12 protein-coding genes and 1 pseudogene are annotated in these 12,818 nt (G+C 69.8%); 4 read left to right on the forward strand and 9 right to left on the reverse strand.

Features of this window, described 5'->3' with window-relative positions:
- The 4 genes from glgX to F8566_RS12775 form a co-directional block, all read right to left on the reverse strand.
- Positions 1 to 2,100 (reverse strand): glycogen debranching protein GlgX, encoded by a 2,100-nt coding sequence (gene glgX / locus F8566_RS12760; protein WP_151560395.1) that lies wholly within the window; start codon positions 2,098 to 2,100, stop codon positions 1 to 3.
- A 109-nt stretch (positions 2,101 to 2,209) separates the two neighbouring features.
- Positions 2,210 to 2,827: a GNAT family N-acetyltransferase gene (locus tag F8566_RS12765; RefSeq protein ID WP_151560396.1), complete on the reverse strand. Its 618-nt coding sequence runs from the start codon at positions 2,825 to 2,827 to the stop codon at positions 2,210 to 2,212.
- A 25-nt stretch (positions 2,828 to 2,852) separates the two neighbouring features.
- Positions 2,853 to 3,401 carry a DUF4262 domain-containing protein gene (locus tag F8566_RS12770; RefSeq protein WP_151560397.1) on the reverse strand — a complete coding sequence of 183 codons (549 nt, stop codon included), beginning with the start codon at positions 3,399 to 3,401 and terminating at the stop codon, positions 2,853 to 2,855.
- A 47-nt stretch (positions 3,402 to 3,448) separates the two neighbouring features.
- Positions 3,449 to 3,865, reverse strand: coding sequence for an acyl-CoA thioesterase (locus tag F8566_RS12775; RefSeq protein ID WP_151560398.1), 417 nt, complete (start codon positions 3,863 to 3,865; stop codon positions 3,449 to 3,451).
- A gap of 153 nt (positions 3,866 to 4,018) precedes the next feature.
- On the opposite strand from F8566_RS12775, the gene F8566_RS12780 reads away from it, so the two are divergent.
- A complete protein-coding gene (locus tag F8566_RS12780) occupies positions 4,019 to 4,750 on the forward strand; it encodes a DUF72 domain-containing protein (RefSeq protein ID WP_151560399.1) in 732 nt (243 codons plus the stop codon).
- Between the two features lie 166 nt (positions 4,751 to 4,916).
- Here the strand turns inward: F8566_RS12780 and F8566_RS52245 are convergent, their stop codons facing one another.
- Positions 4,917 to 5,045 carry an LPFR motif small protein gene (locus F8566_RS52245; protein WP_264159306.1) on the reverse strand — a complete coding sequence of 43 codons (129 nt, stop codon included), beginning with the start codon at positions 5,043 to 5,045 and terminating at the stop codon, positions 4,917 to 4,919.
- Positions 5,046 to 5,260: 215 nt separating this feature from the next.
- On the opposite strand from F8566_RS52245, the pseudogene F8566_RS12785 reads away from it, so the two are divergent.
- A pseudogene (locus F8566_RS12785) lies at positions 5,261 to 6,232 on the forward strand (S1 RNA-binding domain-containing protein); the annotation flags it as partial.
- 283 nt (positions 6,233 to 6,515) lie between these two features.
- Here F8566_RS12785 and F8566_RS12790 read toward each other — a convergent pair.
- From F8566_RS12790 to F8566_RS12805, 4 genes are read right to left on the reverse strand one after another with little or no spacing between them, the layout of a single operon-like run.
- Positions 6,516 to 7,850 carry a glycoside hydrolase family 36 protein gene (locus F8566_RS12790; RefSeq protein ID WP_151560401.1) on the reverse strand — a complete coding sequence of 445 codons (1,335 nt, stop codon included), beginning with the start codon at positions 7,848 to 7,850 and terminating at the stop codon, positions 6,516 to 6,518.
- A complete protein-coding gene (locus tag F8566_RS12795; RefSeq protein ID WP_151560562.1) occupies positions 7,847 to 8,677 on the reverse strand; it encodes a carbohydrate ABC transporter permease in 831 nt (276 codons plus the stop codon). Before F8566_RS12795 ends, F8566_RS12790 begins: the two co-directional genes overlap by 4 nt.
- A 5-nt stretch (positions 8,678 to 8,682) precedes the next feature.
- Positions 8,683 to 9,585 carry a carbohydrate ABC transporter permease gene (locus F8566_RS12800; protein ID WP_225993113.1) on the reverse strand — a complete coding sequence of 301 codons (903 nt, stop codon included), beginning with the start codon at positions 9,583 to 9,585 and terminating at the stop codon, positions 8,683 to 8,685.
- Positions 9,586 to 10,899 carry an ABC transporter substrate-binding protein gene (locus F8566_RS12805; protein ID WP_151560402.1) on the reverse strand — a complete coding sequence of 438 codons (1,314 nt, stop codon included), beginning with the start codon at positions 10,897 to 10,899 and terminating at the stop codon, positions 9,586 to 9,588.
- Positions 10,900 to 11,047: 148 nt separating this feature from the next.
- Here F8566_RS12805 and F8566_RS12810 point away from each other — a divergent pair, with 148 nt between their 5' ends.
- Both F8566_RS12810 and F8566_RS12815 read left to right on the forward strand, forming a co-directional pair.
- Positions 11,048 to 11,728, forward strand: a complete 681-nt coding sequence (locus tag F8566_RS12810; protein WP_151560403.1) for a FadR/GntR family transcriptional regulator — start codon at positions 11,048 to 11,050, stop codon at positions 11,726 to 11,728.
- Between the two features lie 76 nt (positions 11,729 to 11,804).
- Positions 11,805 to 12,815, forward strand: a complete 1,011-nt coding sequence (locus F8566_RS12815) for a LacI family DNA-binding transcriptional regulator (protein WP_151560404.1) — start codon at positions 11,805 to 11,807, stop codon at positions 12,813 to 12,815.
- The last annotated feature ends 3 nt before the right edge of the window (positions 12,816 to 12,818 follow it).

The following is a 12,818-nucleotide window of genomic DNA, read 5'->3' on the forward strand; positions in this document are numbered from 1 at the left end:
TCAGATGCGGCGGAGGGCGATCAGGGAGCGGCTGGCCACGTCGATCTGGTCCTGCGCCTTGAGGCGTTCGCGCTCGCCCAGCGTGGTGGGCGCGGCGGTGTCGAGGGCGTACTCCCAGCGTTCGCCGTACTCCGGACCGGGCAGCGTGAACTCCACGTACTCCGAGTGCGCGTTGATGAGCAGGAGGAACGAGTCGTCGGTGATGCGGCGGCCGCGCGGGTCGGGCTCGGTGATGGCCTCGCCGTTGAGGAAGACCCCGAGCGACTTGGCGAAGCCCACCGTCCAGTCGTCGTCGGTCATCGTGACGCCCGCCGGTGTCAGCCAGGCGATGTCGGCGGGGCCGCCGTTCAGCGGGCCGCCCTTGAAGAAGCGGCGCCGGCGGAAGATCGGATGGTCCTTGCGGAGCTGGGCGAGCGAGCGGACGAACTCCAGGTCCTCATGCCGGACGTTGTGCCAGTCGATCCACGACAGCTCGTTGTCCTGGCAGTAGGCGTTGTTGTTGCCGCGCTGGGTGCGGCCGAGCTCGTCGCCGTGGGACAACATCGGCACACCCTGCGCCAGGAAGAGCGTCGCCAGGAAGTTGCGGCGCTGGCGGGCCCGGAGCTCGAGTATCGCGGGATCGTCGGTGGGCCCCTCGTAACCGCAGTTCCAGGAGCGGTTGTCGTCGGTGCCGTCCCGGTTGGCCTCGCCGTTGGCGTCGTTGTGCTTGCGGTTGTACGCGACGATGTCGTTCAGCGTGAAGCCGTCGTGGCAGGTCACGAAGTTGATGGAGGCCCACGGGCGCCGTGCGCTGTGCTCGTACAGATCGCTCGACCCCGTCAGCCGGGACGCGAACTCCGGCATCGTCGCGGGCTGCCCCCGCCAGAAGTCGCGGACGGTGTCGCGGTATTTGCCGTTCCACTCGGTCCACTGCGGCGGGAAGTTGCCCACCTGGTAGCCGCCCTCGCCGACGTCCCACGGCTCGGCGATCAGCTTGACCTGCGAGACCACCGGATCCTGCTGGACCAGGTCGAAGAACGCCGACAACCGGTCGACGTCGTGCAGCTCGCGCGCCAGCGCCGACGCCAGGTCGAACCGGAACCCGTCCACGTGCATCTCCAGGATCCAGTAACGCAGCGAGTCCATGATGAGCTGGAGCGCGTGCGGGCTGCGCACGTTGAGCGAGTTGCCGCAGCCCGTGTAGTCGAGGTGGTAGCGCTTGTCGTCGTCGCGCAGCCGGTAGTACGAGGCGTTGTCGATGCCGCGGAACGACAGCGTCGGCCCCAGATGGTCGCCCTCGGCGGTGTGGTTGTAGACGACGTCGAGGATGACCTCGATCCCCGCCTCGTGGAGTGTGCGGACCATCGCCTTGAACTCCAGGACCTGCTTCCCCCGTTCGCCCGAGGCGCTGTAGGCGTTGTGCGGGGCCAGGAAGCCGATGGTGTTGTAACCCCAGTAGTTGGTCAGGCCGCGCGCGACCATCGCGTGCTCGGGGATGTGCTGGTGGACGGGCATCAGCTCGACCGCGGTCACGCCGAGATCGAGGAAATGGTCGATCATGACCGGGTGCGCCAGGCCCGCGTAGGTGCCGCGCTGCTCCTCCGGGATGGCGGGGTGGAGCTTGGTGAGGCCCTTGACGTGCGCCTCGTAGATCACCGTGTCGTGGTACGGGGTCCGCGGCGGCCGGTCGTCGGACCAGTCGAAGAACGGGTTGATCACGACGTTCTTCGGCATGTAGGGGCCGCTGTCGGCGTCGTTGAGGGTGTCCGGGTCGCCGAAGTGGTAGGAGAACAGCGACTCGTGCCACTGCACGCCGCCCTCCACGGCCTTGCCGTACGGGTCGAGCAGCAGCTTGGCGGGGTTGCAACGGTGGCCGTCGCGCGGCTCGAACGGCCCGTGCACGCGGTAGCCGTAGCGCTGGCCCGGGCCGATGCCGGGCATGTACCCGTGCCAGAGATATCCGTCGACCTCGGGCAGCTCGTACCGTTCCTCGCGTCCCGCGTCGTCGAACAGGCACAGCTCGACCTTGTGGGCGACCTCGGAGAACAGCGCGAAGTTGGTGCCCGTGCCGTCCCAGGTGGCGCCCAGCGGATACGGCTCGCCAGGCCAGACCTCCGGCATCGTTCCCACTCCCTGACCGTTGAGTGTGTGGCCCGTCGATTGTTGCGTACCCGCCAGGGTTTCGCGGCCACAGAACGAGATCGAGGTGTTACCCGTTGATCCGGATCTCTCACTCGTCCTTACGCATGTCCTTCCATACGACCCTCCATACGACCTCGTCGCCCGACCGGCTGGCGGTCGGATGGAGCCCGAGCTTGCGGGCCACGGCGGCGGAGGGCTCGTTGCCGGGATGCACGGCGGCGGTGATCTCCCGGACGGCGTGATCGCGAAGCCAGCGGAGCATGGCGGCGGCCGCCTCGGTGGCGAAGCCGAAGCCCTGGTAGGGCATCCCGATGACCCAGGCGACGTCCGCCCGCAGCGCGGGCGTGCCTGGCGCCTCGCGGGTGCCTGGCGCCTCGGGGCTGCCTGACGCCTCGCGAGCGCCCGACGCCTCAGGAGTCCCTGCTGTCCCCGGAGTGACCGTCGCCTGGACGTAGCCGACGGCCCGCCGGTCGCGGCGGCGGCGGACGATCCAGGTGAGCCACCATTCCTGGTGGAACGGAGCCGGGCCGGCGACCAGGTGCTCGTAGCGGGCCCGCAGCTCGGCGGCGGTCAGCGGCTCGCCGCCCATGAAGTCATGAAGGCGGGGATCACCGAGCACCTCGGCCATCTCGTCGGCGTCGTGGACGGCCGGCGGCTCCAGGATGAGGCGCTGGGTCTCGATGATCTCGGCGATGGGCCCGAACACCCGCCGACCCTACGCCGGGCGGGGCTCACAGGTGCCGGGTCCACGCCCCCTCGGGGTGTTGCCGCGGGTTGAGCCACAACCAGGGCTGCGAGTGGCGGAAGATCAGCTCGGTGCCGGGCTGCCACAGGTACAGCCCCTGGTCATCGGGCCACACGACCTGCAGAAAGGGCAGCGGGGGCCGGCGGTAGAACGACAGCGCCCCCTTGAACATGCCGTCGTACCAGCGCGGGTCGACCGTCCGGAAGGCGGCGGTCTGGCCGCGCACCACGTCCTCCCGGCGGCCGCCGTCCTCGGGCGCGTCCCCCTCGGCGGTCTGCTGGCCGAGCGTGTTGAGGATGGCCTCCATCTCGTAGATGTCGCCGCCGAACATCGCCAGCTCGGAGGAGCGGAAGCTGTGCCAGAGCCCGATCGTGTACGCCCAGCCGGGGCCCTCGGCGTCGCCGGGGACCAGGACGACGCTCCACCCGTACTGGCTGACGTGCACGATCGTACGGAGCTCGAAATTGTCGAGGCGGTCGCGGTCACCGTAGTCGTGATCGATGATGCAGTGACACCCGGGGCGGCCGTCGGACATGACCTTCAGCTTACGATCATTGTGTGGCGACATCTCACCCCGGAAGGCTAGCCGCCGAGCGTCTCTGGACGCTCGGCGAGTGAGGCGAAATGGTCACCGGGTGAGTGGAGGAGACGCCGTTCGGTGAGATCCAGCAGGCCGCAGACGCTCGTGATCTCGGCCGCCACCGTGCCGTCCGTCCGGCGGATCTCCTGCTCGATCCGGAACGTCTTGCCGTCGCCGAAGACGAACCTGCAGGTGACGTCCACCTCGTCGCCGCCGCGCAGCTCCCGGCGGAACTTGAGGTTGGTCTCAAGTGTGACGGGGCCCACGCCGGTGGCCAGCAGCTTGTCTCCGGGCAGCCCGGCGGCGCGCAGGCACTCCCAGCGCGCATGCTCGGCGTACTGCATGTAGACCGCCTGGTTGAGGTGGCCCTGGGTGTCGAGTTCGTAGGCGCGAACGGCGACACGGGTCGCGAAGGTCATGGCAATCCGATCACGGGTCGGGGCGTCGGTCGATCGTACGCGCGGGGTGTGACAGAGCCGGCCCGAGCCGTGCTCGGCGGATCGGCGAAGCCGTCATGAGGGCGCGGTTCGCGGGTACGGGTCCTCCCGGAGGCGGGCGCTGTGGGAGGCGCGATGTTGATCGGCACGTCCGGATGGCAGTACGCCGACTGGCGCGGGGTGCTCTACCCCAGCGGGCTGGCCCAGCGGCGGTGGCTGGAGCGGTACGCGGAGAGCTTCACCACGGTCGAGAACAACAACGCCTTCTACCGCCTGCCCAAGAGGGAGACGTTCGAGAGCTGGCGGGACCGTACGCCGGACGGCTTCGTGATGGCCGTGAAAGCCAGCCGTTTCCTCACGCACATGAAGCGGCTGCGGGAGCCGGAGGAGCCGGTGGCCCGGCTGATGAGCGTCGCCGAGGGGCTCGGTCCCAAGCTGGGGCCGATCCTGCTCCAGCTGCCTCCGACGTTGCAGGCCGAGCCGGAGCGCCTCGCCGCCTGCCTGCGGTGCTTTCCCGATCGGATCCGGGTGGCGGTGGAGCCGCGGCATCCCTCGTGGTGGTCCGACGAGGTGCGTTCCGTACTCGAACGGCACCGCGCCGCGCTGTGCTGGGCCGATCGGCACAGCCGCCCGCTGACCCCGCTGTGGCGGACCACGGACTGGCTGTACGTGCGGTTCCACGAGGGCGCGGCCCAGCCCTGGCCCACGTACGGTGACCAGGCCCTCGCCACATGGGTGAGCCGCATCAACGAGGCCGAGTACGACGAGGCCTACGTCTACTTCAACAACGACCCGACCGGCGCGGCCGTCCGCAACGCGGTCCGGTTCGCCGAGCTGGCCGGCCAGACTTTGGCCCTGCAAGCCTGAGCGGCCCTGCAAGCCTGAGCGCTGCGTGGCCCTCGGGCACTACCGGGGCAGGGTCAGGGCCACCGGCGTGCCCTTCGAGGCGGCCTTCGCGCATGACCTGACGCTGCGCGATGATCTGATCATCGCGTTCACTCAGGTCACCGACACGGCCGAATGGCCCGGAACGTCACGCGGCCCGGCGGCGCGAGCGGCGGCGGGAGGGCGACAGCAGACTGGCGAGCACCCGGAAGGGGAGGGTGATGACGTTGACGAGGGTTGAGATGATGGCTTGAAGTGCGGCGCTGATGCGGCGCATTGTAGGTTCCTCCTTTTGGTTACGCCCATCCCATACCCGCCGTCCGTTTTCTACACTTCGGTAAACGTTGAGACCTGGCACGATATGTGCCGCCATGCCGGTACCCGGTTTCCACCGGTGCACAGATGAGGATCCACGACATCGACGACCACGAAGCGGTCCCCACGGGGACGGAGAGCGCCCAGCCTGAGCAGGCCTCGGACGCGATCGACAATGCCTGGAACGCGATCGAAAAGACCAGGGACGAGGACGGCGTCGTCACCGGGACGGTCGTCGAGGCCGTCAAGGGCGGCCTGGTCCTCGACATCGGCGTGCGCGGCTTCATGCCGTCCGCTCTGGTGGAACTGCGGCGGGTCCGTGATCTGCGGCCGTACGTCGGCCGGGTGCTCGAGGCCAAGGTCACCGAACTGGACAGGAGCCGCGAGAAGGTGGTGCTGTCCCGCCGGGCCTACCTGGAACAGACGCGGGGTGAGGCCCGCCAGAGCTTCCTTGACAGCCTCGAGAAGGGACAGGTCCGTAAGGGCGTGGTCTCCTCGGTGGTCAACTTCGGTGCCTTCGTGGACCTCGGCGGCGCGGACGGCCTGGTCCACGTGTCGGAGCTGTCCTGGAAGCATGTCGATCACCCGTCCGAGGTGGTCGAGGTCGGCCAGGAGGTCACGGTCGAGGTCCGGGGCGTGGACATGGAGCGCCAGCGCGTCTCGCTCTCGCTGAGGGCCACACTGGAAGATCCGTGGCAGTGGTTCGCCCGGACCCACCAGGTCGGGCAGTTCGTGCCGGGCCGCGTCACCAAGCTGATGCCGTTCGGCGCGTTCGTGCAGGTCGGAGACGGCATCGAGGGCCTGGCGCACATCTCCGAGCTGTCCGAGGGCCGGGTGGAGACCCCCGAGGAGGTCGTCCGGGTCAACGACGAGATCTTCGTGAAGATCGTCGACATCGATCCCGGGCGGCGCCGTGTCAGCCTGTCGCTCAAGCAGGCGAACGAGGCGGACACGCGCGACGAGTACTTCGATCCGACCCTCTACGGCATGCCCGCCGAGTACGACGACCAGGGCAACTACAAGTACCCGGAGGGCTTCGACGCCGAGACCGGTGAATGGCTTGAGGGCTTCGACGAGCAGCGTGACACCTGGGAGCAGCAATACGCCGAGGCCTGGGCGCGGTTCGAGCACCACCGCAGGCTGATCGAGGGCTCCGGCGAGGCCGGGGGGAGCTGAGCGGCGACAAGGCCCCAGCCGTGCCAACGGGGGCATGGCACGACCGAGGCCTTGCCTGGCGGGGGCCGGTCTGTGAGGAAACCCTGGCCCTCCCCAGCACTTGAAGTCTCCCCCCGGCCGGGCCATCGATCAATACGCCCAGGCCGGATGGCGGGTTGTGGCCGATTTTTCGACGACCCGCGGTGAGCAGGCGGGGACCGAGGGGCGGGCTGGACGCGTGGGACCGTCCGCCTACCCCGGTGGTCTTGAACGCCGCCTACCCGGCGGTCTTGAACGGGGTCGGGGGTGGCGGGCCGGCCAGGAGGCGGCGGGTGGTCTCCAGGCCCCACGCGTCGAGGTCGAGGATGCGGTCCGACGACGCGCGCAGCCCGCCGAAGCGCTCGACCGTGCGCGCCCAGGCCTCCCGTTCCTCCATGGCGGGCCGCGCGACCAGGCAGTCCGGGTCGTTCACCCAGAAACGGCCGTGCTGCCAGGCCCGGGCCACGGTCGTCGCGGTGGCGGCGAGCTGGGAGGGCCGGGACATGTCACCGGACGGCGGACGCACGGTGAGGCCGATGTCCGGCCCGACCCGCATCGCGTCCACCAGGCCGACACTGGGCAGGATGGGCGCGCCGCAGCCGAGCAGGTAGGCGTCCGGCCCGATCGCCTCCCGGATCACCTCGAGCCCGTGCCGGTAGGCGGCCGGGCCGGGCATGTCCGTGCTGCGCCGCCCGTCGAGCGCGCCCGCGTAGAGGAAGTCCACCTTGAAGTAGTCGAAGCCGAGGCCGCGCAGGCGGGTGAAGACCTCCCGCAGGTAGGCCTCCGCACCCGGGTGCGTGACGTCGAGGGCGCGCAGGCTCTGGCCCCAGTTCCGGCCGGCGTCGCCCATCAGCCATTCGGGGTGGTCGCGGGCGAGGGTGCTGTGCTCGCCGGCGAGGAACGGGGCGACCCACACCCCGCACCGGTGGCCGACGTCGCGGATGCGGGCCGCCAGCCCGGGCAGATCGGCGAACGGGCGGGACGTGGCCAGCCAGTCGCCGATCCCGGCCTGCCAGCCGTCGTCGATCTGCACGACGTCGACCGGCAACCCGCGGTCGGCGATCGCGGCCACGTTCTCCATCACGTCCGCGGCGGTGACCCCGCCGAAGTAGTGGTACCAGGAGCACCAGACCGTGGGCGGCCTGCGGGGCACGTTCCCCCACGCGAAGGTGTCCGCCCAGCCCGCGAGGGCCGACTCGATGGTGCCGGAGTGGCCGATCTCCTCGACGTCGCCGTCGCCGTCGGTGTCGGCGTCGGTTTCGATGGCGAGCCGGTCGCCGTCGAGGACGGCCCGGATCGACGGGACTTCGACCCGGCCGTCACGCGCCGCGTACAGGCGCACCGGAGAACCGTCGCCCGGATCGACCGCGAGCAGGCCTTCGCCCTGGAAGCCGCGGGCGGGGCCGGGGCGGCCAGGCCGCCAGCACATCGTCTGCATGACGCCGGGCCGGAGGCGCGGCCGCTCGCTCGTCGCCGTCACGGGATAGGTGGCGGACGGGCTCCAGCTCTGCCATCCGTGTTCGTACACGCGCCCGCGATCGGCGTCGACGGGCACCTCGGCGATGCGGTTCATCCCTTCGTCGCCCCTCCCGTCAGTCCCTTGACGAAGTGCCGTTGCAACAGCAGATAGAGGATCAGCACCGGGAGAGTGGCCAGGAACATCATCGCGAAGACGCCGCCGAAGTCGGCCTGGTACTGGCCGATGGAGCGGTAGACGCCGGTGGTGACCGTGGTGCCCTGGCCGGGCCCGAGGATGATCAGCGGATTGAGGAAGTCGTTCCAGATCCATACCCCGAGGAAGATCAGCACACTCGCGGTGGCGGGCCGCAGCAGCGGGAAGACGACCTGCCAGAAGACCGTCCACCGCCCGGCGCCGTCGATCGCCGCGGCCTCCTCCAGCTCCACCGGGATGGAACGCATGAACCCTGCGAACACGAACACGCCGAACGGCACGTAATACCCCACGTTGAAGAGCACCAGGCCCTGGACGGTCGTCATGAGGTGGAACGTGGCGAGCACCCGGGTGATGGGCAGCAGGATCACCTGCGGCGGGATCATCAGCCCGCACAGGAGCAGCAGCATGACCAGCCGTGACCAGCGGCCGCCAGAACGCACCAGGTAGTGGCCGAGCATCGCCGACAGCACGGTGAGGATCACCACCGAGAGCCCGGTGACGATGAGGCTGTTGGTGAGGCTCACCCAGAAGAGCCGGTCAGGGCGGCTCAGCACCGCCTGGAGGTTGTCCAGGGTGGGTGGAACGGGCAGGGACGCCGGTTCCCTGGCGATCCGCGGCCCCTCCTTGATGACGTTGACGCACGCCACGTACAGCGGAACGAAGAAGATCGTGCCGACCGCGAGCGCCGTGAGCGGCCTTGCCCACGGCGCCCGTTCGCCGCGCATCGCGGTCACAGCTGCACCTCGCGTCGTTGCAGGATCTTGAGGGCGACCGCGCAGGCGACGGCGATGATGACCAGCATCACGATCGCCATGGCCGACGCGTAGCCCTGCCGGTTGGCCACGAAGCCGGTCTGGATCACGTTGTAGGCGACCGTGGCGGTGGTGCCGGTGCCCGGCCCGCCCTTGGTGATGACCTGGACGTGGTCGTACACCTTGAACGCCGAGATCAGCATCACCACGGTGTTGATGGTCAGCGCCGGGGCCAGCATCGGCCAGGTGATGTGCCGGAACCGCGACACCGGCCCGGCGCCGTCGATCGCGGCCGCCTCCTGGAGGTCCTGCGGCACGCCCTGCAGGCCGGCCAGGTAGACGACGACGCAGAAGCCGAGCATCTGCCAGGACAGGATGATCCCGAGCGAGTAGAGCGCGTACGCGGGGTCGGAGAGCCAGCCCGGCGGCCCGGCGACGCCGAGCCCGCGCAGCGCCTGGTTGATCAGCCCGTCGTCGGCCATGAGCCGGATCCAGATGATGCTCACCACGACGGTGCTGAGGACGACCGGCGTGAAGAAGACGGTCCGCAGCGCGTTGTAGAACCAGCCCCGCCGGTCCAGCACCACCGCGATCGCCAGACCGAGGACGTTGGGCACCACGACCACGATCACGGTGAGGATGGTCGTGACCCGCAGCGAGAGCAGGAACTCCGGATCCTGCATCAGCAGCCGGTAGTTGCGGAGCCCGACGAACCGGGTCGGCGGGCCGAACGGGTTGTAGTTGGTGAGGCTGTAGCCGAAGCTCACGACGATCGGCGCCAGCACGAAGCACACGTACACCGTGATCCCCGGCGCCCCGAACGTGAGGAAGTGCCACAGCCCCGGCCAGACCGGACGGCGGGTCCGCGCTCCCCGGGACACTCAGGATCCCTTGGCCCACTCGCCGTCCAGGAACCTCGCGACCTGTTCCGGCGTGCGGCGGCCGGTGACCAGGTCCTGCGCGGCGGAGTCCCACTTCTCCACCACGCCCGCGGGCATGCCGTCGTCGCCGGCCTCGAACCCGAAGGCGGGCACGACGGCGTTCGCCCGGACGCCCTGCTGGTAGAGGTCATAGCCGGTCTTGAAGACGGGGCCCGCGTTCGCCGGTGGCGTGTAGCCCTTGATCGCGGGGAAGAGCCCGTCGTTCGCGGTGGAGGTGTCGAGGTTGGTCTTGTCGAGCTGGAAGCCCAAGGCGAACTTCTTGGCCGCGTCGAGGTTCTTGGCCTTGGCGCTGACCAGCAGGCCGCCGCCGGTGAACGCGGGCACGACCAGCTTCCCGTCGTCGGACGGCCAGAAGAACTGGCCGATCTCGAACGTCGGCTTGGTCTCGGGGTTGTCGGCCGCCGCCGCGAACCAGTTGCCCATCGCGTACATCGCGCCCTTGCCGTCCATGAACGCCTGCTGCGTCGCCGCGTAGTCACGTGACAGGTCGCGCTTGTCGATGTAGCCCTTGGCCGCCAGGTCGGCGAGCTTGCGGGCGCCGCTGACGAACGCGGGGTCGGTGAACTTCACCTTGTCCGCGCGCCGGTCGTGCATCCACCTCGGGTTCTTGGCGTAGACCTCGGTGCCGAGGATCCCGGCCCACGTCGGGCCGAGCGCGTCATGGCCGCCGCCGACGACCAGCGGCGTGATGCCCTTGCCCTTGAGCTTGGCGCACGCGTCGAGGAACTCCGCGTAGGTCCTGGGCGGGGCCGTGACGCCCGCCTTCGTGAAGAGGCTCTTGTTGTAGTACACGACGGGGATCGTCTGCGTATTGGCCGGCAGCTGGTAGATCTTGCCGCCGACCGCGCCGTTGCCGGGGTTGGTGAAGTCCTTCAGCTCGCCCGGCTGCCACGCGTACAGGTTGCCGCTCTCGGCGAACCCCGCAGGCGACACCGCGACCATCACGTCGGGGAACTGCCCGGAGGTGAGAAGCTGCTTGGCGTACGCGGTCCGGTCCTGGGTGGGCGCGACGAGCTTCTTCACCTTGATGTCGGGGTGTTTGGACGTGACGCGCCTGATGTTCGCGTCCCAGACCTGCGGGGTGAGGTTCGGCGTCTCGAAGACGAGGAACGTGATCTCTTTCGACCCCGAGCCGGACGCGCCGCCCGAGCCGTCCTTGACCGAGCAGCCGCCCGCGCCGAGCGCCGCCGCGCCGAGCGCCAGGCACAGCGCCGCCGATAGCGTGGATGTCCAGGCCCCCGGACGTCTTCTCATGCCGGGTCCTCCCTCTCGCATCGTGAGCGGATGGAACTGGGTGGCCGGTAGGCGCATTAGATCCGACCTCTATGGGTCTGTCAACGGGGATCGGTCGGCGCTGTGGCAGTCTCGGGCGTGATACATCGGATCTATTGGGGGAGCGAGCATGGCAGTCACCGATGAGGCGATCGAACGGATCAAGGAGATGATCGTCTCCGGGGCGCTGCGTCCCGGCGACCGGCTGCCGCGCGAGGCCGATCTGGCGGCCCAGCTCGGCCTGTCGCGCAACTCGCTGCGCGAGGCGGTCCGCGCGCTGTCCCTGATGCGGGTGCTCGACGTGCGGCAGGGCGACGGCACGTACGTCACCAGCCTGGAGCCGAACCTGCTGCTCGACGCGCTGAGCTTCGTCGTCGAGGTCCACCACGACACGACCGTGCTGGAGTTCTTCGAGGTGCGGAGGCTGCTGGAGCCGCACGCGGTCGCGATGGCGGCCCTGCGCATGACCGACGAGCAGGTGGGGGACCTGCGCGCCCATCTGGACCGGGTCGGCGCCGACTCGTCCGCCGATGACCTGGTGGCGAACGACCTGGAGTTCCACCGCCGCATCGCCGAGGCGTCGGGCAATTCGGTCCTGTGCTCCCTCCTGGAGAACCTGTCGGGCCCCACCATGCGCGGCCGGATCTGGCGGGGGCTCACACAGGAGGGCGCCTGGGGGCGGACGCACGCCGAGCACCAGGCCATCCTCGACGCGATCGCCGACCGGCAGCCCGACGTGGCGCGAGGCTGGGCGACCGTCCACGTGGCAGGCGTCGAGCAGTGGCTGCGCCGCTCCCTGCTCGACTCTTGAGCCCTGTCAACTGCCGAGCCCTATTGACCACTGGGCCCTATTGACTCGTACCACAAACGTTTTCATACTCCCGGGCATGGGTGCCTCCGAGGACGGCGCCCGGGCGACGATCCGGGCGGTGGCGGCTCTGGCCGGTGTCTCCCCGTCCACGGTCTCGCGCACGCTCAACAACCCCGAGCTCGTCAACGCCGAGACCCGGCGCCGCGTGCTCGAATGCGCCGAACGGCTCGGCTACCAGCCCAACCGCGCGGCGCAGTCCCTCGTCCTGGGCCGCACGATGAGCGTCGGCCTGATCGTCCCCGACATCGCCAACCCCTTCTTCGCCCCGTTCATCAAGGGCGTGGAGGCCTACTTCCGGCAGACCGGCTACGCGGTCTTCCTCGCCGACACCGACGAGGACGGCGCCACGGAGGTGCGCCTCGCCGAGGCCATGGTGGAACGCGCGGACGGGCTGATCCTGTGCTCGCCGCGCATGTCGGGCATGCGGGTGCGGTCGATCGCGGCCAAGCTCCCCGTCGTGCTGGCCCACCGGCTCAGCCGCACGGTGCCGTCGATCTCGATGGACGTCCAGCCGGGCATCGAGCAGGCGGTGACCCATATCCACGCCCTGGGGCACCGGCGGTGCGCCTACCTGTCCGGCCCGCGCGACTCGTGGTCCAACCGGCAGCGGCGCAAGGCCCTGCATGACAGGTGTGCGGAGCGCGGCATCGAGCTGGTCGTCCTCGGCCCGTACGAACCCCGCTTCACCGGCGGTTACCGTGCCGCCGACGAAGTGCTGGCCGCGGACGTCACCGCGGTCTTCGCCTACAACGATCTCGTCGCGCTCGGCGTGCGGTCCCGGCTGGAGGGCCGCGGCGTGCGCGTACCCGGCGAGATCAGCGTGGTGGGCTTCGACGACATCCCGATGGCGTCGATGACCTCGCCACCCCTCACCACCGTGGCGGTCCCGGTCCCGGCCGTGGCCAGGGGCGCCGCCGCGATGCTGCTCGCGCGACTCGTCGGTGGGGCGCCGGGGGCGCCGCCACCTCCGCCGGCACCAGAGCTGGCGACCCGTCTCGTCATCCGGAGCACCACCGGGCCGACGTAAGAG

The organism is Actinomadura rudentiformis (assembly GCF_008923185.1).
Taxonomy (GTDB): Bacteria; Actinomycetota; Actinomycetes; order Streptosporangiales; family Streptosporangiaceae; genus Spirillospora; species Spirillospora rudentiformis.

Coding starts and splice junctions, on each gene's coding strand:
- F8566_RS12775 (WP_151560398.1), bottom strand. CDS start 3,865: ATGACCTTCGCGACCCGTGTCGCCGTTCGCGCCTACGAACTCGACACC.
- F8566_RS12805 (WP_151560402.1), bottom strand. CDS start 10,899: ATGAGAAGACGTCCGGGGGCCTGGACATCCACGCTATCGGCGGCGCTG.
- F8566_RS12780 (WP_151560399.1), top strand. CDS start 4,019: ATGTTGATCGGCACGTCCGGATGGCAGTACGCCGACTGGCGCGGGGTG.
- F8566_RS12810 (WP_151560403.1), top strand. CDS start 11,048: ATGGCAGTCACCGATGAGGCGATCGAACGGATCAAGGAGATGATCGTC.
- F8566_RS12795 (WP_151560562.1), bottom strand. CDS start 8,677: ATGCGCGGCGAACGGGCGCCGTGGGCAAGGCCGCTCACGGCGCTCGCG.
- F8566_RS12770 (WP_151560397.1), bottom strand. CDS start 3,401: ATGTCCGACGGCCGCCCCGGGTGTCACTGCATCATCGATCACGACTAC.
- F8566_RS12815 (WP_151560404.1), top strand. CDS start 11,805: ATGGGTGCCTCCGAGGACGGCGCCCGGGCGACGATCCGGGCGGTGGCG.
- F8566_RS52245 (WP_264159306.1), bottom strand. CDS start 5,045: ATGCGCCGCATCAGCGCCGCACTTCAAGCCATCATCTCAACCCTCGTC.
- glgX (WP_151560395.1), bottom strand. CDS start 2,100: ATGCCGGAGGTCTGGCCTGGCGAGCCGTATCCGCTGGGCGCCACCTGG.
- F8566_RS12790 (WP_151560401.1), bottom strand. CDS start 7,850: ATGAACCGCATCGCCGAGGTGCCCGTCGACGCCGATCGCGGGCGCGTG.